Origin of the sequence: Streptococcus mitis, from assembly GCF_905187535.1 — a bacterium.
Taxonomy (GTDB): domain Bacteria; phylum Bacillota; class Bacilli; order Lactobacillales; family Streptococcaceae; genus Streptococcus; species Streptococcus mitis_BS.
This window is the reverse complement of record NZ_CAJJIE010000028.1, coordinates 49163-70466: the sequence shown is the minus strand read 5'-3', so window position 1 is coordinate 70466 and position 21304 is coordinate 49163. Positions and strand designations below refer to the sequence as shown.

Genomic DNA, 21304 nt, shown 5'->3' with positions numbered 1-21304 from the left:
CGTCAACGTCTCCTTGCCGTACTCAAGTACAACCTGCGGCTAGCTTCCTAGTTTGCTCTTTGATTTTCATTAAGTATAAAATTAGAAAGAAAAAATTATGTCACAACAAGAAGAAATGAAAAACCTAAGCCTCCTCGGCAACAAAGAAACCAACTACATTTTCGACTATCAACCAGAAGTCCTCGAATCCTTTGACAACCGTCATGTGGAAAATGACTATTTCATCAAATTCAACTGCCCTGAATTTACTTCCCTGTGCCCAATCACTGCTCAGCCAGACTTTGCTACTATTTATATTTCCTACATTCCCGACAAGCTCTGCGTCGAGTCAAAATCCCTCAAACTCTACCTCTTTAGCTACCGAAATCATGGTGATTTTCACGAAAACTGTATCAACACCATCGGGAAAGACTTGGTCAACTTGCTAAACCCTCGCTATTTAGAAGTCTGGGGAAAATTCACTCCGCGCGGTGGCATTTCAATCGACCCCTACTACAACTACGGTAAACCTGGAACTAAGTATGAAGACATGGCAGAACAACGCCTCTTCCAACACGACCTCTACCCAGAGAAAATTGACAACCGCTAATACTCTTCGAAAATCAAATTCAAACCGCGTCAACGTCGCCTTGCCGTAGATATAGGTAACTGACTTCGTCAGTCTTATCCACAACCTCAAAACAGTGTTTTGAGCAACCTGCGGCTAGTTTCCTAGTTTGCTCTTTGATTTTCATTGAGTATAAACAGATAAGAAAAAGCCCTGTTCCTCAAACTGAGGAGCAAGGCTTTTTGAGTTTCAATTATTCTTCTGTTCCAAGGAAGTTTTTAGCAACAAGGGCTGCAAGAATACCACCAAGGATTGGGGCAAGGATGAAAATCCATACTTGTTGAAGGGCTGCGCCACCTACCAAGACAGCAGGTGCCAAGCTACGAGCTGGGTTTACTGAAAGTCCAGTAATGTTCAATCCCACAAGGATCATGGCCATCAAGGACAAACCGATTACCAAACCAGCAATCGCTCCATTGCCTTTGCTTTCTGAAGTCACGGTCATGATTACCAAGACAAACAAGAAGGTTGCGATAACTTCAAATAAGAAACCACCAAAGACAGTGACCCCGTTTGCCAAGGCGTTTTCACCAAGACTAGCAGTTGACATACCTGAGTTAGCCAAGAGGAAGAATACCGCGCCAGAAGCAATAAAAGCTCCAACAACCTGACCAAGAATGTAGTTGACAAGGTCTTTTGATGACAAACGTTTGTTTACAAACATAGCAATCGAAACCGCTGGGTTCAAGTGAGCACCTGAAACAGTTCCGATTGAGTAGGCTGCAACCACGATGGCTAAACCAAAAGCAAAGGCAATTCCTAGGTGACCTAGGCCATCAAGACCATTTCCAAAAACAACAGCTCCTGTTCCGATGAACACAAGCATGAAAGTACCGATTAACTCAGCGACAAATTTTTTCATTTTCTTTCTCCTTTTTTCAAAAACTAGATACTAGTCTATCAAAAGAGGGAAAGGGTTTCAAGAAAATTGTTTGGAAATTTTCAGGATAAAATTCTATAAAAACGGTAGTGTTTATTTGAAACATTTTTTCTAAAGGTGTATACTAATAGCGTAGTTTTGATAGGGTTTACAAACCCCATTATCGAAGCTTATTTGTAAACCTTTGCTGTTCTTTTATGAACGTTTGAATGGTATCGTGAATACCAAGGAGGAATCATATGTCTAAAGTTGCTATTGTCACAGGTGCAGGTCAAGGAATCGGTTTTGCAATTGCGAAACGATTGGTTCAAGATGGCTTTAAGGTAGGAGTCTTAGACTACAATCCCGAAACAGCTGAAAAGGCTGTTGCCGAATTATCAGCTGAAAATGCCTTTGCTGTCGTGGCTGATGTTTCGAAACAGACAGAAGTTGCCCAAGCATTTCAAAAAGTTGTTGACCATTTTGGTGATTTGAATGTTGTCGTAAATAATGCTGGTGTTGCTCCAACTACTCCTCTTGATACAATTACTGAGGAACAATTTACACGTACTTTCGGTATCAACGTTGGTGGTGTCATTTGGGGGTCACAAGCTGCACAAGCGCAATTTAAAGCACTTGGCCACGGAGGTAAAATTATCAACGCAACCTCTCAAGCCGGTGTAGTGGGCAATCCAAATCTAACTGTTTATGGTGGAACAAAATTTGCTGTTCGCGGAATTACACAAACATTAGCCCGTGATTTAGCAGACTCAGGCATCACTGTTAACGCCTACGCACCAGGTATTGTTAAAACACCAATGATGTACGATATAGCTCATGAAGTTGGTAAAAATGCAGGAAAAGATGACGAGTGGGGTATGCAGACATTCGCAAAAGATATTACCCTAAAACGCCTATCTGAACCAGAAGATGTGGCTGCTGCTGTTAGCTTCCTCGCAGGACCAGACTCAAACTACATTACAGGACAAACCATTATCGTTGATGGTGGTATGCAATTCCATTAAGATACAGGAAAAGAGGTTGGAAAATGATTCAACCTCTTTTATTAGTTTTTATTATCAGGTAGGAGTATACAATAGAAACCCTATTACTAAGTAATACTAGTTAATCCCTAATATTGAAAAGATTGGATAGCTTCTTTCAAGTCATCTTGTAAACTATTTCTCTGGTCAAGTTGGACATAGACTTCCAACAGACAGGATCTGAAGTTGGAAAATTTATAAAAATCTTCCCTTTCTTCTATCGGAAAGTCAACAGCTTTTATCCAAGAAGCTACTTGCTCCTGCTCCAACTTCCCTTGTAAAATAGGTTCATAGATCACTCTGGCTAAACGCCAATCCTCATCATCTGTAAAGCGAATCGAAATTCTTTTAAATAGTTGGCCAAGTATATCAAATACTTCATGAACTCTGTTTTTAGGAAAGTTTGGATAACAAACCACCTCTGTCAGTAAATCGGCTCCATGTGCAAAAGCATGAACCCAACCATACTGACTTGAAAAACCTGTCATGTCCTTTTCTTTTGAAAGATAGTACAAACCTTGATTTAAAAGGACATTGCGAATCTCTGCTTTTAATCCCTGATAAAAAACCGATTGCTGGTTGGCGTCCGCCGACAAGAGATTTGCATAAATAAGCGCCCTAAAAGAACGTTCAAGTGTTGGCAGGCCTATCTTATCAATCTCTTTGTCTAGTCCTCCATCAGCTGAGACCACATCAGCAATGAAATGAAATTGTTCCTGTGTAAATAGCTCTTCCTGAATCCCTCTAGCAAAGCTTGTAAAAACAAGGTCATCACGAATTTCTGGAGAAGGATCTCCCAAATGATCAAGCAACCACTGGATTTCTTCCTCATGATAACTTGGTCTTTCTTCAGATATTTTTCTGAGTAACTCTTGATACATGGTCAATACCTCTACATTTCTAGCAACTTGATATAATCTAGACCCCATTTCTCGACAGCATCTAAAACAACTCTGAATTCCTGCCCCATTTCAGTTAAGCTGTACTCAACTCGTGGTGGAACTTCGGCATAGACCTTTCGTTGAACAATCTTATCCTTTTCTAATTGACGGAGATGACGGGTCAAAATAGTTTGAGTAATCCCAGGCAATAATCTCTGCAATTCTTTAAATCGTTTGGTACCCGTACTCAACTGATAAATGATTACCAGTGCCCATTTCCCCGTTAAAACCCTCTGCGTTGTCGCAAATGGACAAATACCATACTCACTCACTTTATTTGTCATAAAATATCTTCTTTCTATTTTTTTAAAAAAATTTATCTTTTAGTATCAATAATAGTACTACTTTTGATACTAGCTATCGAAAAAGTGCCTACTTGTTTTTTTGTTTGTAACTGTTACAATTATATCATAAAAAAGAAATGGAGAATAGATATGTCAACAAACTTAGAAATTTTCAATGCTTATAACCAAGCTTTAATTGCTGGTGACTTTCCTGGTGTCTTTGAAACGATGGCAGACGATATTGTCTGGCATCAACCTGGTAATCATAGTATATCTGGTACAGTTGTTGGTAAGGACAAGCTAGGAACTCACCTGGCTACATTTGCTGAGAAAACTAATGGAACCTTTAAGGTGGTAACAAATTGGGTTTCTGACAATAAGGATTTAATCGCAGCCAATGTTACTTTTCTTGGAACACGTGCTGATGGTACTGAACTCAATATGAACGGGATTGACCTCTTCCGCATTGAAGACGGAAAAATCAAAGAAGTTTGGCTCTTCTCTTCAGATCAAGCTGAAGAAGATAGCTTTTGGGGATAATTTAAGAGGCCAGGACAAAAAATTTTGATTTTAGGAATTCTTTATTATAAATTTTTAAAATCGATAGATTAGAAAAAAAGCGAACAAGACAGAATTCTGAGTGTCAGATAACTCGTTTTGTTCGCTTTTTATATTTAAGGTTAGACTTTTGTCCCAGACTCTTTTAATTTACTCTCTCAACTGGGCACTGTAAGCGATGATCTGATCAACTGTGTCAGACAAGAATTGGATGGTATCACGGAGTGGTTTATCTGTTGAAATATCAGCACCGATAATCATGGCTGACTCAAGTGGTGTCTTGCTACCACCTGATTTAAGGAGATTAAGCCAGTCTTCAGCTCCATTCTCAGAGTTTTTAAGATGGAGGTAACCAGCTGTAGAGATGACAAGACCAGCAGAGTAAGTATAACTATACAAGCCCATATAATAGTGAGCTTGGCGCATCCAAGTCAAAGCTGCATCGTCGTCGATTTCAATGGCATCGCCCCAAAAATCTGTCAAAACTTCCTTCATAATGCTGTTGAGCTTGCTTGCTCCAAAGGTCTCCCCTTCTTCAATCAGTGTATAAACCTTGCGCTGGAAGGCTGCTTCTAATAGGTGAGTGATAAAATTATGGAAATATGTATCTGTCAAACGGTGAGCCAAAGCGAAGCGTTTTTGACGTGGGTCGTCAGATTGGTGCTCCAAGTAGTCACTGAGGAGTAATTCATTGAAGGTTGACGGTGCTTCAACATAGTAGGTCGACATGTGGGCATTAAAGTAGCTTTGGTGATTGTCTGAAAAGATGAATTGACCAGAATGCCCGATTTCATGAATCAAGGTATAGACATCGCTCAAACGGCCTGTCCAGCTCATGAGAACATAAGGATGCACGCGATATGGATCCGCCGCATAACCGCCGGAATCCTTGCCACTGTTAGCAGCAAAGTCCACCCAGCGCTCTTCTTGATAGCGAGCAACTTCCTGACAATATTCTTTCCCCAAAGGTTCTACCGATTTCATGACCAAGTCATAGGCATCGTCAATAGTCACTGCAGGATTGAGGGCGCTATCCAAGTCCAATTTCCAATCTGCAAAGGTCATCTTTTCAAGACCATTTACCTTGGCAACATGCTTGAGGTATCTCTGAGCAACGGGCGCAAAATCCTTCATGATGAGGTCAATCTGGCGGTCAAACATAGCACGGTCCACTTCCTGCTCAGCTAGAAGATAATCAAAAACTGAGTCGTAGCCCTTCATATCTGCCAAGAGTTTTTCAGACTTGACTTGGGCTAGATAGGCTGCTGCAGCTGTATTTTGGTGCTTGCGAAGACCTTCTGAGAAGGAACGGAAAGATTTCTCACGGACCTCAGCATCCTCGTGGTTTTGGTAGAAATTTTCATAGGTAACAAAGCTGTTTTTGTAGATCTTACCATGAGCTTCAAAGTCAGCCATTTCAAAGTCCCCAGCTCGCATCTTAGTATAAATATCCTGCGGACTATAGAAAACTTCTCCTAGATTGGTCAAGGCCTTCTCCACATCAGCCCCTAGATAGTGGGCTTTTTTGATTTTGGCCTGACGAATAGCTGCCGTTAAGTGGGGCAATTCACCCAAACGGTTCAAGACCTCCTCGTCTGCTGCCACTAAGGCATCGTCAAAGAAGGTAAGTGCTACGCTGGCATCTGTTTCAAATTCCATCCCAGCTTGGGCAATATTGGCAAATTCATCATTGCTATAGTCTGTCGTCTGAGGCATAAAACCATAGTTGCCAATATGACTCATCTGAATGTAGATTTGTTCCAATTCCGCAAAGGCCTTCTCAAAATCCTCAAAAGTATGAAGCTTGCCCTTGTAATCACGGCTAAATTGATTGATGTCTTCGCGAGCTTTCTCGATTGCACGCAAGAAATCCTCACGGTCTTGGTATAGGGCTGTTAAATCCCAAAGTTCCTTCTCTGGAAATTCTGAACGGTGTTTTTGTTCCATTTTCTTCCTCTTATTTCTCTAATTCTAATAAAACACTAAGGGCTGATAAAGCGTAAAGTGGTGCTGTTTCTGCTCGTAGGATACGAGGACCAAGACCTGCCAAGACTGCTCCTTTAGCTTCAAAACTTTCTATTTCCGCAGGTGACAGGCCGCCTTCTGGACCAAAGATAAAGAGCAATTTGGCTCCCTTCTCGAGTCTAGTAACTGCTTGTAAAAGAGCAGCAGCTTCTCCTTCTTTTGCCGACTCTTCATAGGCTACTACGATAGAGTCAAACTGGTCCAGTTGGGCTAGAAAGTCTGATTTTTTCTCGAAAAGCGTGACACTCGGTACTAAATTACGCTTGCTTTGCTCGGCTGCTCCAAGGGCGATTTTTTCTAGTTTTTCAACCTTTTTACCCAACTTCTTGCCATCCCATTTGGCGACCGACCAATCAGCAGGAAAGGCCCAGATTTGGCTGGCACCGAGTTCTGTTACTTTTTGAGTGATGAACTCCAGCTTGTCTCCCTTGGGAAAACCAGATGCGATGGTCACTTGGACAGGCAGCTCCACATTGTCATCTAGTTTTTCTACCAATTCAAACTGACGAGCTTCCACATCCAGCACACGCGCCAAACGCTTAATCCCATCATCAAAGACCAAGGTAACCTCATCATCTTCTTTCAAGCGCATAACCTGAAACATATGCTTGCTGGTTTCCTTGTCCTCGATGGTGACAGGAGAGATAGCACTGCCTTTGATAAAATACTGTTGCATGCTAGCCTCCAATCACACCGGAAATATCCTTGGTTTTCTTAAAGACACAGGCATTCCATTCCCCCTGAATCATGTGGGTTTCAAGGAAAAATCCAGCTGACTCAGCCGACTCGCGAACCATATCCCACTTGTCCTTGATAATGCCACTCATGATCAGGTAGCCTTCGTCCTTGACCAAGCGGTAAGCATCCTGTGTCAAATGAATAAGGATATCCGCCAAAATATTAGCCACAATCACATCTGCCTCAATCTCCACACCCTTAAGCAAGTCACCTGCAGCTACATGGATATTTTCCATGCCAGGGTTGAGCTCAATATTTTCCTTAGCAACACGAACTGCTACATCATCTAGGTCATAGGCAAAAATTTCCTTAGCACCAAGCAGCGAGCTGGCAATAGAGAGAACCCCTGAACCAGTCCCCACATCTAGCACCGTTTCGCCACCACGAAGGACCTGTTCCAAGGCAAAAAGGCTCATCTTAGTTGTTGGATGCGTCCCAGTACCAAACGCCATGCCTGGATCTAGCTTGATAATCTTTTCTCCAGCAGTTGCCTCATAGTCCGTCCAAGACGGCACGATAGTCAAATCATGAGTGATACGAGCGGGCTCATAGTATTTCTTCCAGTTGTCTGCCCAGTCTTCCTCAGCCAAGGCAGTCGTCCCCATTTTGACCTCTCCCAAATCCATAAAATCCGTCAATTCTGCTAAGCGAGCCTGCAAGTCCGCCTCAACCACTGCCACATCAACCGTTTCAGGGTAGTAGGCTGTCACCACAATCTCTTCCTGTTGCTCAACCTCTGGGAAAATCTCGCCGAAGCGGTCCACATTCCCCACATAGTCCATGCTATCTTCAATCGCAACACCTTGCGCTCCTAGCTCAATCAAGAGGTTAGAGACTAATTCCTCTCCCTCACGCTTGACAGTAACTTTTAACTCTTGCCATGTTTCCATAAATTTTTTCCTTATCAATCTATTAATTCTTCTAATTCTTTTAAAGTTCTTCCATCCTGATCTTTCCAATCAGTTCGACCGTTCGTTTGCATACCCAGCAAAAAAGCTGCTGCATAAGAAGGGCTAGAAAAGAGTTGTTTTTCCTTTAACACTCCATCTTGAATGACCCGAGAAGCTATTAAATTCTGACGCATTTCTTTTAAACTTGCTGGAAGGTATGGAGAATCCTTTATTTCTACTTGACTTCCGTCTAAAACAACAAAACCTTCAGTTGTCCGTTCACAAGTTGCTTCTATTACTTTGTTAGATTTCTTAGTTTTACGCTTTAAATAAAGATAGGTTGAATGATTATCAGTCAAATCTTGACTAACTTTCTTTGTCATTGGAACAAAAACACGATAACCTAAAGTTCCAATAATCATTAGCGTATTTTCAACAATTTCATCCAGTTCAGATTCCTTTTCCTCAGTTACATTACCAGGATTTGGATCATTCCCATTTTTCACAATGTAACGACCAGCTTCTTTAGCAAGTTGAGTAAATTTATTTTCCAAATAGCTAATTTCTGTTGGACCAAAAGAATTATTTTGAGTTGTTAGAATGATGACGTCATTAAAATAATCTGCGTGAGTATCGCGAGTATGCTCTTGAATTCGCAACAATACCCCTTCACCATTTTTCCGAGTTGTCGCCTGACCAATATAGGTCACATCTTTCTGTTTATCTTCATCTCGACCAAATAAGAAATAAATACCACTTTGTTTCATTTCATCACGCGACTTTAAATCTCCCAACTGAATACGAGGTATTTTGTAAATCACTCCCGTCCAATTTGACAAAGTACATTTGATTTTTCCAGTCACTTCACCATCCATGAGAAACATATTGATATTTTTGCTACGCTTCGCCATTTATCAAACTTCCTCCATATAATCTCTCACTCTATCCTGCAACTGAGGTACAACTTGACTGGAGCTAAGAAATTCCTCGACATTCATCAACTTATAGTCCTGTCCTTCATCTCCAAATGCAATCTGGTCAAATTGGTCCTGTGTCAACTGACCGACTAGAAATACAGATTGTTTATCCTCAAAAAGCATGCTTGGATAAACCTTACTCCAAAGCAGACAATCCTCAGTCAAATGAACTCCCAGTTCTTCATAAACTTCACGCGCCGCGCACTCAAAAGGACTTTCATCCCCCTCTCGTCCCCCACCGGGCAGTTCCCACATATTGGGCCAGGGAATGCTTGCTTTATCATCGCGTAAGATAGTCAAGAGCTTATCCCCACAAAACAAAGCAATCTTACAGCCTGTGAAATCAGAAATCTCTATTTCCATGTCAAACTCCTAGTATCTCGGATAAGGATAAAACTCTCCCTCTTCCAAACCTACTTTTCCTTCTTCAAAGACTTCTTGGTTCCATTCCATGACAAATTCTTCTGCTTCTGGGTCTTCCAAAAAGTCCATGAGGGCATCTAGTCCAACCTCAGCAGTATCTTTAAGGAATAGCGCAAAATAAGCTAAAAATTCACGAGAAAATCCTTTTTTAGGTAGGTAAGGAATAACCGTCAAATAGTCTTCCTCATTCACTGTTGACTTGGCAGGATTATAAAAGAGTACTGCTTCCTCAAAGAGGATATCATCTGATGAAACCTCTCCGTCTTCATCTACCATCTCCACTCCAGTAGCATTTTGCGCTTCCAATAGAAAACTCACTTCAACCGCATGATTACGCTTGTCCCAACTAATCTCAAAGTCAAAGGGAAAGTTCTTCTCCAACTCTTCCTCTAAAACATCTAAAAATCCATAAGTTGCCATTTTATCCTCTTTCTATGCGACTCTTAAATCGCCCCGATTGCTCGGAAATATGCTAAAATAGATACTACCATCTTACCACAAAATTATTTTATGTCCTAATTATACCATATTACCTCATTTAATCCCTTGGTATCAGTGATTTTCTTAAACGGTTGATTTCCTTATTTTTTCCAAAAAGTCAACACAAAAAGCCCTCGAAAGGGCTAGCAAATCTATAGGATCAATAGACAAGTAACCAGCACAATTAGGAGTGCTTTTTTTATTGACTATTCCCACGATGTCACACTTAATCTTATGCTTGTATTTTCTTATCTGCAATAGCGTCTGTCAAAGTCTGAGAAAAGTTCAGTCCCATTTCTCGTCCCAACTTATCTGCCCATCTTGGTATGGTCAAGGTCTTTTTAATTGGTTCCTGACTTCCTAAGTACTCTGATACATCAACAGATACCATAGAAATAAAAGATTTATCAAAGTCATAGGTTGACACGAAATCTTCATCATCTTTAAAAGGATCATTATCAATTAAAGACAAGCTATTGATATCTGATGGCTGGGGCAAATCTCCATCACTCTCTATCAAATCTGCGACAGTTATACCTAACCACTCTGACCCCATAGCCAGAGCCTCAGAAATCCCCTCTCCTTGTGTAGCTGAATATTCAAAATCTGGGAAATGAACAAAATAAGTCGCTTCTGCTCCATCTGTATCGTCATAATAAAATAAAGCTGGATACGTAACTAACATCTCACTACCTCCATATTAAAAAGCAGGGGCTGAATTTTACAACCCAGCTTGCTTTCTTATCCCTCTTTCAGTGTACTTATTCAGCTCACCATGAGGGATTGTGATAGGTCTTTCCCCTTGCTTCTCCATTTTAATATGGGAGCCTTTACCGCCTTTGGTCTTTATCCAACCATGGGCCGTAAGGAGTTTAACCATCTCTTTTTGTGTCATAGGCATAGCGCTTTTACCTCCTGACAACACCATTATAACACGTGCTACACGTATTGTAAAGGTGTGATACTTATTATTCTCTTATACATAAAAGCCCCTAGATGTGGTTCTAAGGGAAGCCTTATATAAACGGATAGGCAGAACTATCAGAGTTCCTGCTTTTCTCGACCCACTAGAAGTGGCGCGATTGAATCTTAACATTACTTCTCCTCTCTTCATTAAAAAATGATTATCACCCAAAATTATATTACGATTTTTATAAAAGACTAGCAAAAACTACTAAATCAATACATTCGGCAGACGAGAAACTTGCACTGTCAAATAAACTGTTTTATCATTTACCAAACTTTACTCATTAGCAATATCCCTTGATTTGAAGTATAATATTGGACAGGAAATCAGTAATGAATTTAGAACAATATTTAGGTAAAGAAATTAGGATTGTTTTTGTTGACGGGCAAATTTTAGAGGGTCATTGTAATAGCTTTACAGGGAAACTTGATACGGAAGATGAACTCTATGATGAAATTACAATAGGAACAGATAAATATCCATATGTTGGATTTAATGAATCTGAAATCATATCAATAGAGTTAACTCAAAACGGTATTACAAAATAACAGGAGTTATTTATCATGAATAAAACTAAAAAAGAGAATTTAATTTTCATTGATGGTTGGGAGCATGTGCATTGCCCTGTATGTGGAACTTTAGTAGAAACTTATGATATTTGCGATGTTTGTCATTGGCAAAATACGGGAGCATTTAATATCGATGGCGGTCCTAATAAAATAACGCTTGCTGAAGCGAAAATGGCTTATAAAAGGAAAAACGACATAAATGAATCACAAAAGACTTGGGTAATTGATGGATATTTATGGCTACATTGCCCTGTTTGCGGAACTGAAGTTATGGACTATGATATCTGTGACGTCTGTCGTTGGCAAAATACGGGTATTATAAATATTGACGGTGGCCCTAACAAGATGACTCTCGCAGAAGCCAAAGAAGCTTACGCAAGGAGAAAAATCGTAAAAATTCTAGAATTTGATACAGTGTTGTTAAAAAACGGTCAAACGGCGACAATTGTCGAAAAGTTAAGTGAAGATACTTTTATTGCTGACATAGGAGATTCCCCGAAAGACTGGGATACCATAACAATTACAATCAATGATATTGAAAAAGTAGTGTATTGAAATAGCTAATATATTTGTATAGTGTTGGGAGTAACCTTAAATGAATAAGACTGGAAAAGAGAATTTAATCATTATTAACGGTAGCAAATATGTCCATTGTCCAGTATGTGGGACTGTTACAGCAGTGTATGACATCTTGACGTCTGTCAGTGGCAAAATACAGGAGAAACTAATATAGATGGCGGCCCTAATGAAATGACACTTGCAGAAGCCAAAGAAGCTTACGCAAAAGGGAATTCCAATAATATAAAATATATAGCTACTATTTCACTTTTCAACCATGTTTATAATTTCTTTTAAGCTTGGTTTGGTTTTTCTAATTCTATCCCATGACCTCATTTTTAAAAAAATCCCTAAATAGATGCCATTTATCTTTGGTAATTCGTTAGAAAGATTGTATTTCTCTCTAATCTCATCTTTATGACTTTCTACAAATTTGCTACGAGGTAAGCAATAAAAAATACCTTCCCCAAAATAACTTAAATCTTCATCAGATAGTTCAATAAGCTCTTCAGGTTTTACAAAAATCGCTCTATTCACTCTATCTTTGCCACTGGCAAAGGCTTTCTCCACAAACCTTTTATCTAGTCCCATCTTTATTTAACTCTCTCAAATTGTTTTAGTTCCAGAACAGTCAGTTCTTTAAATTCTTTTCCTGTTTCGTTTAAATATTTGTTAATTTTTCCAAGATTGTATTTCATAGGTGCTGATTTCACTCCATTTGGTAAACCAACTAGTCCGTCAAGTTCCATAAATGACTTATTTTCAAGTAGCTTTGAATTTGAAGTATTCATCTAGTTCCATTTTCTCCTTTTCAAATATTGCTATCTAAATTTATATCTACTATGTACTTTACCAAGAAAACTTCCTAACTTGGTAATTCCATTATTTCCACTACTTATCACCTCTCTTTTCATTATAGTTCATGCAATAACATTTAGCAATATTATTTCTCAAGTCAGCACTTCCACTTCTTTAGGCTCAACTATCCTATTTTGAGTTTTAAGGGAAATCCATTATCTCATGCTGATGCCTCTCCTCATTAAATTAAATAGTCAAAAAGATTCTATCTCACACCCTGAATATTACAAAACCATTGAAATATCACAACTAATAGGCTAGAATGGACATAGTAAGATATATTAGATGAGTTATTCTACTCAAAAAATATGAAACTAAAATCCACGTTAGAAAGGACTGCTATGCCAGACAATCTCGCGCTTCGCATGCGCCCTAAAACCATCGACCAGGTCATCGGCCAGGAGCATCTGGTCGGACAAGGAAAAATCATCCGTCGCATGGTGGAAGCCAACCGCCTGTCTTCCATGATTCTATATGGACCTCCGGGAATCGGCAAGACCAGTATTGCCTCTGCCATCGCAGGGACGACCAAGTATGCCTTTCGAACTTTCAATGCGACAGTTGATAGTAAAAAACGACTGCAAGAAATCGCCGAAGAGGCGAAATTTTCTGGTGGCCTCGTCCTATTACTAGACGAAATCCATCGTCTTGACAAGACCAAGCAAGACTTTCTTCTTCCACTCTTGGAAAGTGGACTGGTCATCATGATTGGCGCTACGACTGAAAATCCTTTCTTTTCTGTCACTCCTGCCATTCGTAGCCGTGTTCAAATTTTTGAGTTGGAACCTCTGTCTAACCAAGACATCAAAGAGGCTCTGCAAATAGCTCTAAGTAACCCTGAGCGTGGTTTTGATTTTCCAGTAGAACTAGATGAGGATGCGCTGGATTTTATTGCTACCTCTACAAACGGAGACCTTCGCTCTGCCTTCAACTCACTGGACTTGGCTGTCCTCTCTACCCCTGAGAATGACAAGGGCATCCGCCATATCACCCTAGACATCATGGAAAATAGCCTACAGCGTAGCTACATTACCATGGATAAGGATGGAGATGGCCACTATGATGTTCTCTCAGCCCTGCAAAAGTCTATCCGTGGCTCAGATGTGGATGCCAGTCTCCACTATGCTGCCCGCTTGATTGAGGCTGGTGATTTGCCAAGTCTCGCTCGTCGCTTGACTGTTATCGCCTATGAAGATATCGGCTTAGCCAATCCTGAAGCTCAGATTCACACCGTGACTGCTCTGGATGCTGCCCAAAAGATTGGGTTCCCAGAAGCCCGCATTCTCATTGCCAATGTCGTCATTGATTTGGCCCTTTCTCCAAAATCCAACTCAGCCTATGTAGCTATGGATAAGGCACTTGCCGACCTCAAAACATCAGGGCACTTGCCTATTCCGCGACACCTGCGTGATGGACACTACAGCGGAAGCAAGGAACTGGGGAATGCCCAAGACTATCTCTATCCACACAACTATCCTGGAAATTGGGTCAAGCAAGACTATCTGCCAGAAAAAATTCGTAATCATCACTATTTCCAAGCAGAAGATACTGGTAAATATGAACGGGCTTTGTCTCAAAGAAAGGAAGCTATCGACCGTTTGCGAAAAATCTGAAATCCTTTTCAAAAAATTGCACTTTCCTCTTGATTTTTTTTGAAAAAGTGGTATCATATAAACATAGAAACGCTGTGGTGTACGACTTCACACTTAAGTGTTGACCGACTATTTTTTGTATTATTAGGGAAACAAAAGTCTTCTAACAGCATGTAGGCCGTCTCACACGGAAACAGCTTCAGTTAGAGCGAGTTGCCCACCTGCTTAATTGCGCGGGTTCAATACAAACCGTGAAGTTTCGGCACCAATACAGCTTTTTTCTTTGCCTCCTTAGCTCAGCTGGCAGAGCAGCGGACTCTTAATCCGTGGGTCACAGGTTCGATCCCTGTAGGGGGCATAATTTAGTGCCTAAAAGCCTTATTCTAAAGGCTTTTTTTCGTATCTGTTCTACTTTTGTTCTACCAACGGATACTCACTTAAAAGGTTTCGAATAATCTGATGTTCTTTTTCTTTCTTCTCTTTCAAAAGATGACCATATGTTTCTGTTACCTGTTTTATATTTTTGTGCCCCATTACATGAGCAACAACCCATATATCAATTCCTTTAGCAAGCAACATGCTCGCATAAGTATGCCTTATACCCGTAGCAGTTAAATTATATGGAAAAATTTCTAGTTTTTTTAGTATCGATTGTAAGCTTTGATTTACAGCATTGTTACTAGGAACTCCATACACAGTATCATAGAAGAGGAAATTTTCTTTTTCCTTAATACCTTGATTTCTATAGACAATCTTTTGTTCTTTCTTTAATAATTTCAAAACATCAGATGTTTCTTCATCTATGGGTACATCTCTAACAGATGTGTCCGTTTTAGGTGGTCTCCATTTATAATTATAGTAGCGCCTATAAGTGTGAATTACTTGATTTTCAAAATCAATGCAATCCCAAGTTAAACCTAAAATCTCTCCAAAACGCATCCCTGTTTTAAAAGAAACAAACAAAAGATAAGGAATCACCGACTTACTGTAATTGAGCTGACTTTTTAAATGAACTAAAATTTTATAATAGTCTTCAATATTGTCAATATATTTTTCGTCAGTTGTCTTGCTTTTCTTCATCCCTGAAATAATCGCACCATCAGTAAAATCAACTATATCTAATTGGTCACGTTGAGCAAACTGAACGACTTTCCGGATTTCTGAGTTTAATCGCGCTACAGTATCTTTTGTAACTCTTTCAGCATACGAGTTCAAAGCCCGTTGATATTGACTAAATCGGATAGAAGTTGCTGGTCTATCCTGAAAAAGCTCCTTTATCAAGTCTCCTCTCTTCTTATGTCTAAGCATCGTAGACTCGCTTTTACCAAGTGGTCTAACAACAATATCAAGCCACTCCTCCCACAAGTCATACAAACTAGCCTGCGAATTAATTTTTGCACCTGACATTAACTTTAATTCAATAGCTAGAGCTTCTTTCTCTGCTTCCTTCTTCGTTCTAAATCCACCTTTGGATGCAACAAGTTTTTTATCGCTATCTACAATTCTATAATCCCATGTTCCACCTTTTGTACGTTGTCTAAAAGTTGCCATTAGTTACCTCTTTCATTAGATAACCAAGGTTTTGCCAAAGCTATTATACCATAATTTCTCTAAAGTTTTCTTCAAACCATTGCTTTGTTTTACTCGCCAAAAAGAAGTAGCGTCCACCTTGGTTCTCAGGATATTTAACAAAACCCTTTGGATTTAATTCAACATCAATTTCTCTACGGATTTTTGGGTTATATAATACATTATCAAGAAGCCACGGACGTGATACTGATAACAACGTAAGCAATTGCTTCAAAGTCATATATTTACCTTTATCCGCATTTCTCTTCAAATCATCATATTCATCACGATTAACGATAACATGAGAATTAGGAAGCTGTATAACTACCCCTTTTAAATCGACAACCAGTTTATCCATCTTATTTCTCCACTACCTCAAAACTACTTTTTCCTCTTTTCATCTTCGTGTTTTTATAATACACTGACAAAGAATCCTCTAGAAAACTATCAAATGGTATTTTTGACAGTTCTGTAGCAAATTTTTTTAACCACAGATCTACATCCTGATTAGGATTATAGTGACGTTCATATTCCTGTATCAATCGAATAATGAATTTATTTCTTGCTTCAATCCCCCAAATACTCTCAACTTTTTTTATCAGTGGGAAAAAACCACTTCCTTTCATTATATGAGAAATTGTAGACATTAAATCATTATTCCTACTAGATAGCGACTTCAACCCTGCGTATAACGATTGTGTATGCTCAAGATACTTAGTAAACTCAATCGGTTCATTTGTCTCAGCATCATAAAATGAATACTTGTCAATCATTTTATTTGCAACTAATTCTCCTAACTCCTCTTCATTATTCACAGTCAATAGTTGCTTCAAAATCTGATTAGAAAAATTTCCTCTATAACTTGCCTCAAACCTAACCCACGAATTACAAAGAGTCAGTAAATGTAAAAACCTTCCATGCTTATCAAGTTGCTCTTGTTTTTTGTTATAAACCCTCAATAATGCATTACTATTCTTCTTTTTTGAACCAAAGTAGATAGTGTTAACTACATTATCTACTTCAGTAGCAACAATCTTAGAAGTGTTTTTTATTCCTCTATGATTTTTTAAAATAATGCTACTGCCTTTAATCCCCCTATATAACTCATCAACACTCATATCAAAATTGAAGTAGTCAATCGCCAGATCAATCCTACTTATTCTTAATTCCCAGTAAGGTTCATCAAGTAGTTTAGACATCCCATGCACATCAATACTTTCTCCAAAGTATTCTTTGAAAATATCGCGATAGTATGCTAATGCTGAGGCAGAAAATTTTATAACTATCCCCATCACAAAATTTGTCTCATGAAATGCAATTGAAAAATAGTGTGGTAAGTTTTTAAAACTAACTGCATTTGTATAGCCTGCAGGTGGTGTAGATACATTTATTACCTCTCCAAATAAACTGTCTAATGACAACTTATCAATTACTGTACCCACTAATTCAGTTGCAATCTGGTACCAGTGTGAGGGATAATCACCAATTGTGTCTTCTGTTGGTTTTATCACAAATGTTACTTCATCAATAGAAGCAATCACAACAGGATTTCTCTCTCCCGTATTACTAGCTGAGTCCTGTTCTTTTAAAACGTCTACAATGTTAAATATACTCATCTTATAAATCCTCACTTATCTTTATTACGGAACGGGGGTCATTACATATCCCCCTACTGCTCGGCAGAGCCGAGCGAGGCAGTAAGACATTCTGCTTCGCCACGGGCTACTCAGAGTCAACTGCCTCACTACTCTTATACATACCCTCTAAAATCTTGCTCTGAACTTTAGCTACATTATAAATCGGAACAACTATTTCTTTAGTTGCTTCTCCAGAGCTAATGAGATATCCCCTACCTCTAGAATGTTTACGATTTACTACATCTTTCTCATCGCTTATTAACATATTTAATACTTCTTTACTGAATGACCCAAGAAGTAGAATATTATGTATATTTTCTCTCGACTTACCAAAATATTCCGCATCTGGTCTTTGCTGACTAATCCAAACATGAATATTAAAAGATCTACCAAGCATCAAAATTCTTGAAAGTTGTCTAATCCTAGTATCACGTTCCTTCTTTTCTAGCATCGTAAAATACGCACTCATCTCATCAATAAAACATATGATTAGACTTCTACTTTCGTCTTGTCCAGATTGCCTGTTTTTCAACAAAGTATCAGATACAAAATCAAAGAACAATCCTACTCTTTCAAATCTATAAAAATGCTCCTGATTGTCAAGAAATGAAAACTCTAAATCTCCTTTAAAGTCTGCGACAACTAATTTTGCAGAGCTCAAAACTGCTTTTGCAAGTAGTAACTGACTTGCATATGTCTTACCGCTTCCACTCGAACCAAAAATTGCTAAATGTGGTTTTTTTACATCTATTGGGAGAGGAAAGTGAATTCCTCTCTTCAATAACTCAGCATCTAGTACAGCATTAATTACTGAAATCACTATCCTCTACCTGCACTATTTTTTCTTGTTTAGCTTTATATACATCCAATTCTTTCTTGAAAGAACTAGCTTCATTCCCATTAACAGCAAGCAAAAAGCGTATAAATAGATAGTTCACGTTATTATACTCAGCTACTGATACTGATTGACACGAAAAACTTTTAGCGTTTGTGGAAGTCATACCATGACTTTCAAGGAACTCTAACAAATAAATACTTATTTGAGTTTCAATTTGATTAGCGTTGAAATCTTTAACATTTGAATCTGTCACACACACTACTTCAATAATTTTTGCGGTTTTTTTCTTGCTCGCTCGAACTGCTTTCCAGCTTTGAAGAAGGTAACGATTTTTAGAGTCTGAATCCAGTCTACTTACAATTTGTTTGAAACACAGAGAAAGTTTGCTATTATCATAGTAAACTTCTTCTAGTTTTGTATTCAAACCAAACCACACAGCAAACGGTAACGCTATAAGCAGTAAGACAACCATTTTAAATAAAAGATCCAAAATAGCTGGTAAAGCATAAATAAAGCCAATAAATAAAGCTAACGACACAAGAATTAACAAAAACTTCTCTAACTCTGTACGTTTTTTGAAATAATCTACTGCTACTCTATACTTATTTTTAAACATATTAAGTACCTCAGCTAGCTTGAGAGACTTTTACAGAGTCAGCCTTAATTGACAAAGAAGCACTATTACCTGAGCTGTACGCGCTAATTGTAGCATTTGAAACTGTTAACGTAACTACACTATCCAGATACTTCATAAAGTCGCTAGCATTTACATTCATAACTTTAATTGAATGTGTTGCAAACCTTCCACTTTCTGTACGACTACCAACTTGCAAAGTCGCACCAATAATACTACCTGAATTGTAATCCTTAGTGTCTGAGACACCTAATAACATGCCAACTGTTTGTAATGTTAAAAACTCCATTCTTAACACTCATTTCTATCTCTATTCATTAACATTTCTACTAATATATGTAGAGAATCACATAGTAGTGAAAATAGCGAAATTACATACCTCTTCTACCTCATATTAATCACATCCTTTCTATAAATCTTGAAAACACTAAATGTATTTTACAAGTTTATTTTAACCCAAAACAAAAATGTAATTCAGTAAAATAAAAATTTATTCATATAAAAATACTTCTCTTATTTTACATTGCATTCAATTCAGGTTATGTTATAATCAAAACATTCTATTATATAGAAGCACGTATTAGTGAAATTATATAGCTCTTCTACCTCATATTAATCACATCCTTTCTATAGATCTTGAAAACACTAAATGTATTTTGTTAGCTTATTTTAACTCAAAACAAGAACGTAATTCGGTAAAATAAAAATTTATTTATATAAAAATACTTATCTTATTTTACATTGCATTCAATTCAGGTTATGTTATAATCAAAACATTCTATTATATAGAAGCACGTATTAGTGAAATTATATAGCTCTTCTACTTCATATTAACCACATCCTCTTTACTATAGATTTTGTAAAACACTAAATGTATTTTACAAGTTTATTTTAACCCAAAACAAAAATGTAATTCAGTAAAATAAAAATTTATTCATATAAAAATACTTCTCTTATTTTACATTGCATTCAAATCAGATTATGTTATGATAATCAAAATAACAAACAAGGAGTATCGGTCATGATTTCCCAAGAAAATAATTTTAATGAATTTTTACTATATAGAAGTGATGAAAGTAATAGAATTTTGCTTAATCACTTATTCAATAAGATGAAAAAAAAAAGTGACTACCGTAATTTAGAAAACAACGAATTATTTTCTAAATTTATTAGCAACGTCAATATTTTCTATACTATAGTCAGAATACTGAGAGAAGACAATAAAGATCTGACGGATAGAGCATTTCTTGATGAATATTTTAAAGGAGATGCTCCGAATTCTGAAAAAACGTTATATAACTGGATTCAACGTTCTAAAAATTTCCAAAATAAAGTTAGAACGAGAAAAACAAAGGAAGTTTACATAAAACATATACGTAACATAGCAACGTCTTTCAAACTGTTCGATGAATTTCGTATCTATGAAGGATTAATCGATTTGCCAAAAAGTCTCAGTTATCCTATAAATAGAAGTGATAAACTAGATTTACTGCAATCATTTTTTAAAGAATTAGAACCAAGGAATTTGGAAATAATATCTAATTCTATTATTCAATATTCTTCTGAATTATCTGGAAAAAATCTAACACTACATTTATTTCTTGATATCAATCAAACAATAGTAGACTTAGATATAAAATCATGGGCTAAGCTAATTGATGGATTAATTGAAAACTTTAAAAATGTTGAGTCTAGTAAAGATTTTAATAGTGCATCTTTTAATAAAGAAAAATCACTAAATACAATCTATAATTTTTTAAATATACTCCCTACACAGTCTCTACTTATCCTAGTAGAAATACTTGAACTAGTTTTTAATCTTAAAAAATACCTAAAAATTGAACTAGAACCAAAACTACAAAATAAATTACCTAAAGAGATAAGAAATAAGAAATTTTTAACCTCTAATGTAATTAATCAGATTAATGATACACTTCAAACAGAAATTAAATCACCTTCACCCCATAAATTACTTATCAAGTTTAAAACTTATTTACTTGCTATTATAGATGAAGAGGCAGAGTTTGAAGTATATATGAGAAAGATGGGTTTTACAAGCATAACTGAATATACAGAACATATGATGAGTATGGAAGATTTTGAAGTATATATGAGAGAGAGGGGTTTGATAAGCATAATTGAAGATGTAGAAAACAATAAATAATTATTAAAATATTTATTTTTATAATCATATCACTTAGCGTAATTTACTTCTAAATTCAAAAAAGAGAGCGATTTGGCTCTCTCTTTTTATTAT

25 protein-coding genes, 1 tRNA gene and 3 pseudogenes are annotated in these 21304 nt (G+C 37.6%); 10 read left to right on the top strand and 19 right to left on the bottom strand.

The genetic code is table 11. The features are described from left to right. The first annotated feature begins 97 nt into the window (after positions 1 to 97). On the top strand, positions 98 to 589 hold the full coding sequence (queF, locus tag JQ841_RS03790) for a preQ(1) synthase (protein ID WP_203180154.1): 492 nt from the start codon (positions 98 to 100) through the stop codon (positions 587 to 589). Between the two features lie 211 nt (positions 590 to 800). Here queF and JQ841_RS03785 read toward each other — a convergent pair whose 3' ends face one another. Continuing rightward, positions 801 to 1469: an MIP/aquaporin family protein gene (locus JQ841_RS03785; RefSeq protein WP_203180153.1), complete on the bottom strand. Its 669-nt coding sequence runs from the start codon at positions 1467 to 1469 to the stop codon at positions 801 to 803. 257 nt (positions 1470 to 1726) lie between these two features. On the opposite strand from JQ841_RS03785, the gene JQ841_RS03780 reads away from it, so the two are divergent. Continuing rightward, a complete protein-coding gene (locus JQ841_RS03780; RefSeq protein WP_203180152.1) occupies positions 1727 to 2491 on the top strand; it encodes a (S)-acetoin forming diacetyl reductase in 765 nt (254 codons plus the stop codon). A 107-nt stretch (positions 2492 to 2598) separates the two neighbouring features. Here JQ841_RS03780 and JQ841_RS03775 read toward each other — a convergent pair whose 3' ends face one another. Together JQ841_RS03775 and JQ841_RS03770 are read right to left on the bottom strand one after the other, a co-directional pair. Next, complete coding sequence (locus tag JQ841_RS03775) at positions 2599 to 3390, bottom strand: DUF2785 domain-containing protein (protein ID WP_203180220.1); 792 nt, start codon at positions 3388 to 3390, stop codon at positions 2599 to 2601. An 11-nt stretch (positions 3391 to 3401) separates the two neighbouring features. Beyond that, positions 3402 to 3734 carry a winged helix-turn-helix transcriptional regulator gene (locus JQ841_RS03770; protein WP_000182730.1) on the bottom strand — a complete coding sequence of 111 codons (333 nt, stop codon included), beginning with the start codon at positions 3732 to 3734 and terminating at the stop codon, positions 3402 to 3404. Positions 3735 to 3884: 150 nt separating this feature from the next. Between JQ841_RS03770 and JQ841_RS03765 the strand changes: the two genes are divergently transcribed. Continuing rightward, a complete protein-coding gene (locus tag JQ841_RS03765; RefSeq protein ID WP_143952430.1) occupies positions 3885 to 4274 on the top strand; it encodes a nuclear transport factor 2 family protein in 390 nt (129 codons plus the stop codon). Between the two features lie 168 nt (positions 4275 to 4442). On the opposite strand, the gene pepF is transcribed toward JQ841_RS03765, so the two are convergent. The 8 genes from pepF to JQ841_RS03725 all read right to left on the bottom strand — a co-directional run bounded on the left by pepF (position 4443) and on the right by JQ841_RS03725 (position 10726). Continuing rightward, the gene (pepF, locus tag JQ841_RS03760; RefSeq protein ID WP_203180151.1) at positions 4443 to 6239 is read right to left on the bottom strand and encodes an oligoendopeptidase F; all 1797 of its coding nucleotides are present in this window, start codon (positions 6237 to 6239) and stop codon (positions 4443 to 4445) included. A 10-nt stretch (positions 6240 to 6249) separates the two neighbouring features. Next, on the bottom strand, positions 6250 to 6993 hold the full coding sequence (locus JQ841_RS03755; protein WP_203180150.1) for a 16S rRNA (uracil(1498)-N(3))-methyltransferase: 744 nt from the start codon (positions 6991 to 6993) through the stop codon (positions 6250 to 6252). A gap of 1 nt (position 6994) precedes the next feature. Continuing rightward, positions 6995 to 7945, bottom strand: a complete 951-nt coding sequence (gene prmA, locus JQ841_RS03750; RefSeq protein WP_203180149.1) for a 50S ribosomal protein L11 methyltransferase — start codon at positions 7943 to 7945, stop codon at positions 6995 to 6997. A gap of 14 nt (positions 7946 to 7959) precedes the next feature. Further along, positions 7960 to 8856 (bottom strand): GIY-YIG nuclease family protein, encoded by an 897-nt coding sequence (locus JQ841_RS03745; RefSeq protein WP_203180148.1) that lies wholly within the window; start codon positions 8854 to 8856, stop codon positions 7960 to 7962. 3 nt (positions 8857 to 8859) lie between these two features. Next, positions 8860 to 9285, bottom strand: a complete 426-nt coding sequence (locus JQ841_RS03740) for an NUDIX hydrolase (RefSeq protein WP_203180147.1) — start codon at positions 9283 to 9285, stop codon at positions 8860 to 8862. A 9-nt stretch (positions 9286 to 9294) separates the two neighbouring features. Continuing rightward, positions 9295 to 9765, bottom strand: coding sequence for a DUF3013 family protein (locus JQ841_RS03735; protein WP_045592523.1), 471 nt, complete (start codon positions 9763 to 9765; stop codon positions 9295 to 9297). 292 nt (positions 9766 to 10057) lie between these two features. Continuing rightward, positions 10058 to 10510 carry a type II toxin-antitoxin system HicB family antitoxin gene (locus JQ841_RS03730; protein WP_044814671.1) on the bottom strand — a complete coding sequence of 151 codons (453 nt, stop codon included), beginning with the start codon at positions 10508 to 10510 and terminating at the stop codon, positions 10058 to 10060. Between the two features lie 36 nt (positions 10511 to 10546). Further along, positions 10547 to 10726, bottom strand: coding sequence for a type II toxin-antitoxin system HicA family toxin (locus JQ841_RS03725; protein ID WP_001132279.1), 180 nt, complete (start codon positions 10724 to 10726; stop codon positions 10547 to 10549). 398 nt (positions 10727 to 11124) lie between these two features. On the opposite strand from JQ841_RS03725, the gene JQ841_RS03720 reads away from it, so the two are divergent. The 4 genes and pseudogenes from JQ841_RS03720 to JQ841_RS09905 form a co-directional block, all read left to right on the top strand. Then, positions 11125 to 11340, top strand: coding sequence for a hypothetical protein (locus JQ841_RS03720; RefSeq protein WP_203180146.1), 216 nt, complete (start codon positions 11125 to 11127; stop codon positions 11338 to 11340). A gap of 15 nt (positions 11341 to 11355) precedes the next feature. Beyond that, positions 11356 to 11547: pseudogene (locus JQ841_RS03715) on the top strand (CPCC family cysteine-rich protein); the annotation flags it as partial. Continuing rightward, positions 11533 to 11742, top strand: a pseudogene (locus JQ841_RS09910) (CPCC family cysteine-rich protein); the annotation flags it as partial. The pseudogenes JQ841_RS03715 and JQ841_RS09910, both read left to right, overlap by 15 nt. 214 nt (positions 11743 to 11956) lie before the next feature. After that, a pseudogene (locus JQ841_RS09905) lies at positions 11957 to 12150 on the top strand (CPCC family cysteine-rich protein); the annotation flags it as partial. Between the two features lie 33 nt (positions 12151 to 12183). Here the strand turns inward: JQ841_RS09905 and JQ841_RS03705 are convergent. Together JQ841_RS03705 and JQ841_RS03700 are read right to left on the bottom strand one after the other, a co-directional pair. Beyond that, the gene (locus JQ841_RS03705; protein ID WP_084888805.1) at positions 12184 to 12510 is read right to left on the bottom strand and encodes a hypothetical protein; all 327 of its coding nucleotides are present in this window, start codon (positions 12508 to 12510) and stop codon (positions 12184 to 12186) included. A 2-nt stretch (positions 12511 to 12512) separates the two neighbouring features. Beyond that, entirely contained in the window at positions 12513 to 12710 is a 198-nt protein-coding gene (locus JQ841_RS03700) for a hypothetical protein (protein ID WP_084888807.1), read from the bottom strand. A gap of 408 nt (positions 12711 to 13118) precedes the next feature. On the opposite strand from JQ841_RS03700, the gene JQ841_RS03695 reads away from it, so the two are divergent. Together JQ841_RS03695 and JQ841_RS03690 are read left to right on the top strand one after the other, a co-directional pair. Then, positions 13119 to 14390 (top strand): replication-associated recombination protein A, encoded by a 1272-nt coding sequence (locus JQ841_RS03695; RefSeq protein ID WP_203180145.1) that lies wholly within the window; start codon positions 13119 to 13121, stop codon positions 14388 to 14390. 264 nt (positions 14391 to 14654) lie between these two features. After that, positions 14655 to 14727: transfer RNA gene (locus JQ841_RS03690), tRNA-Lys, on the top strand. A 50-nt stretch (positions 14728 to 14777) separates the two neighbouring features. Here JQ841_RS03690 and JQ841_RS03685 read toward each other — a convergent pair. The 6 genes from JQ841_RS03685 to JQ841_RS03660 form a co-directional block, all read right to left on the bottom strand. Next, positions 14778 to 15920 carry a tyrosine-type recombinase/integrase gene (locus JQ841_RS03685; RefSeq protein WP_203180144.1) on the bottom strand — a complete coding sequence of 381 codons (1143 nt, stop codon included), beginning with the start codon at positions 15918 to 15920 and terminating at the stop codon, positions 14778 to 14780. Between the two features lie 43 nt (positions 15921 to 15963). Further along, entirely contained in the window at positions 15964 to 16296 is a 333-nt protein-coding gene (locus JQ841_RS03680) for a DUF771 domain-containing protein (RefSeq protein WP_203180143.1), read from the bottom strand. A 1-nt stretch (position 16297) separates the two neighbouring features. After that, entirely contained in the window at positions 16298 to 17554 is a 1257-nt protein-coding gene (locus JQ841_RS03675) for a replication initiation factor domain-containing protein (protein ID WP_203180142.1), read from the bottom strand. 106 nt (positions 17555 to 17660) lie between these two features. Then, positions 17661 to 18395 carry a type IV secretory system conjugative DNA transfer family protein gene (locus JQ841_RS03670; protein ID WP_203180141.1) on the bottom strand — a complete coding sequence of 245 codons (735 nt, stop codon included), beginning with the start codon at positions 18393 to 18395 and terminating at the stop codon, positions 17661 to 17663. Further along, positions 18379 to 19029, bottom strand: coding sequence for a hypothetical protein (locus tag JQ841_RS03665; protein ID WP_203180140.1), 651 nt, complete (start codon positions 19027 to 19029; stop codon positions 18379 to 18381). Before JQ841_RS03665 ends, JQ841_RS03670 begins: the two co-directional genes overlap by 17 nt. Positions 19030 to 19039: 10 nt before the next feature. Beyond that, a complete protein-coding gene (locus tag JQ841_RS03660) occupies positions 19040 to 19336 on the bottom strand; it encodes a hypothetical protein (RefSeq protein WP_203180139.1) in 297 nt (98 codons plus the stop codon). A gap of 732 nt (positions 19337 to 20068) precedes the next feature. Between JQ841_RS03660 and JQ841_RS03655 the strand changes: the two genes are divergently transcribed. Next, complete coding sequence (locus JQ841_RS03655) at positions 20069 to 21211, top strand: hypothetical protein (protein ID WP_203180138.1); 1143 nt, start codon at positions 20069 to 20071, stop codon at positions 21209 to 21211. Positions 21212 to 21304: the final 93 nt, after the last annotated feature.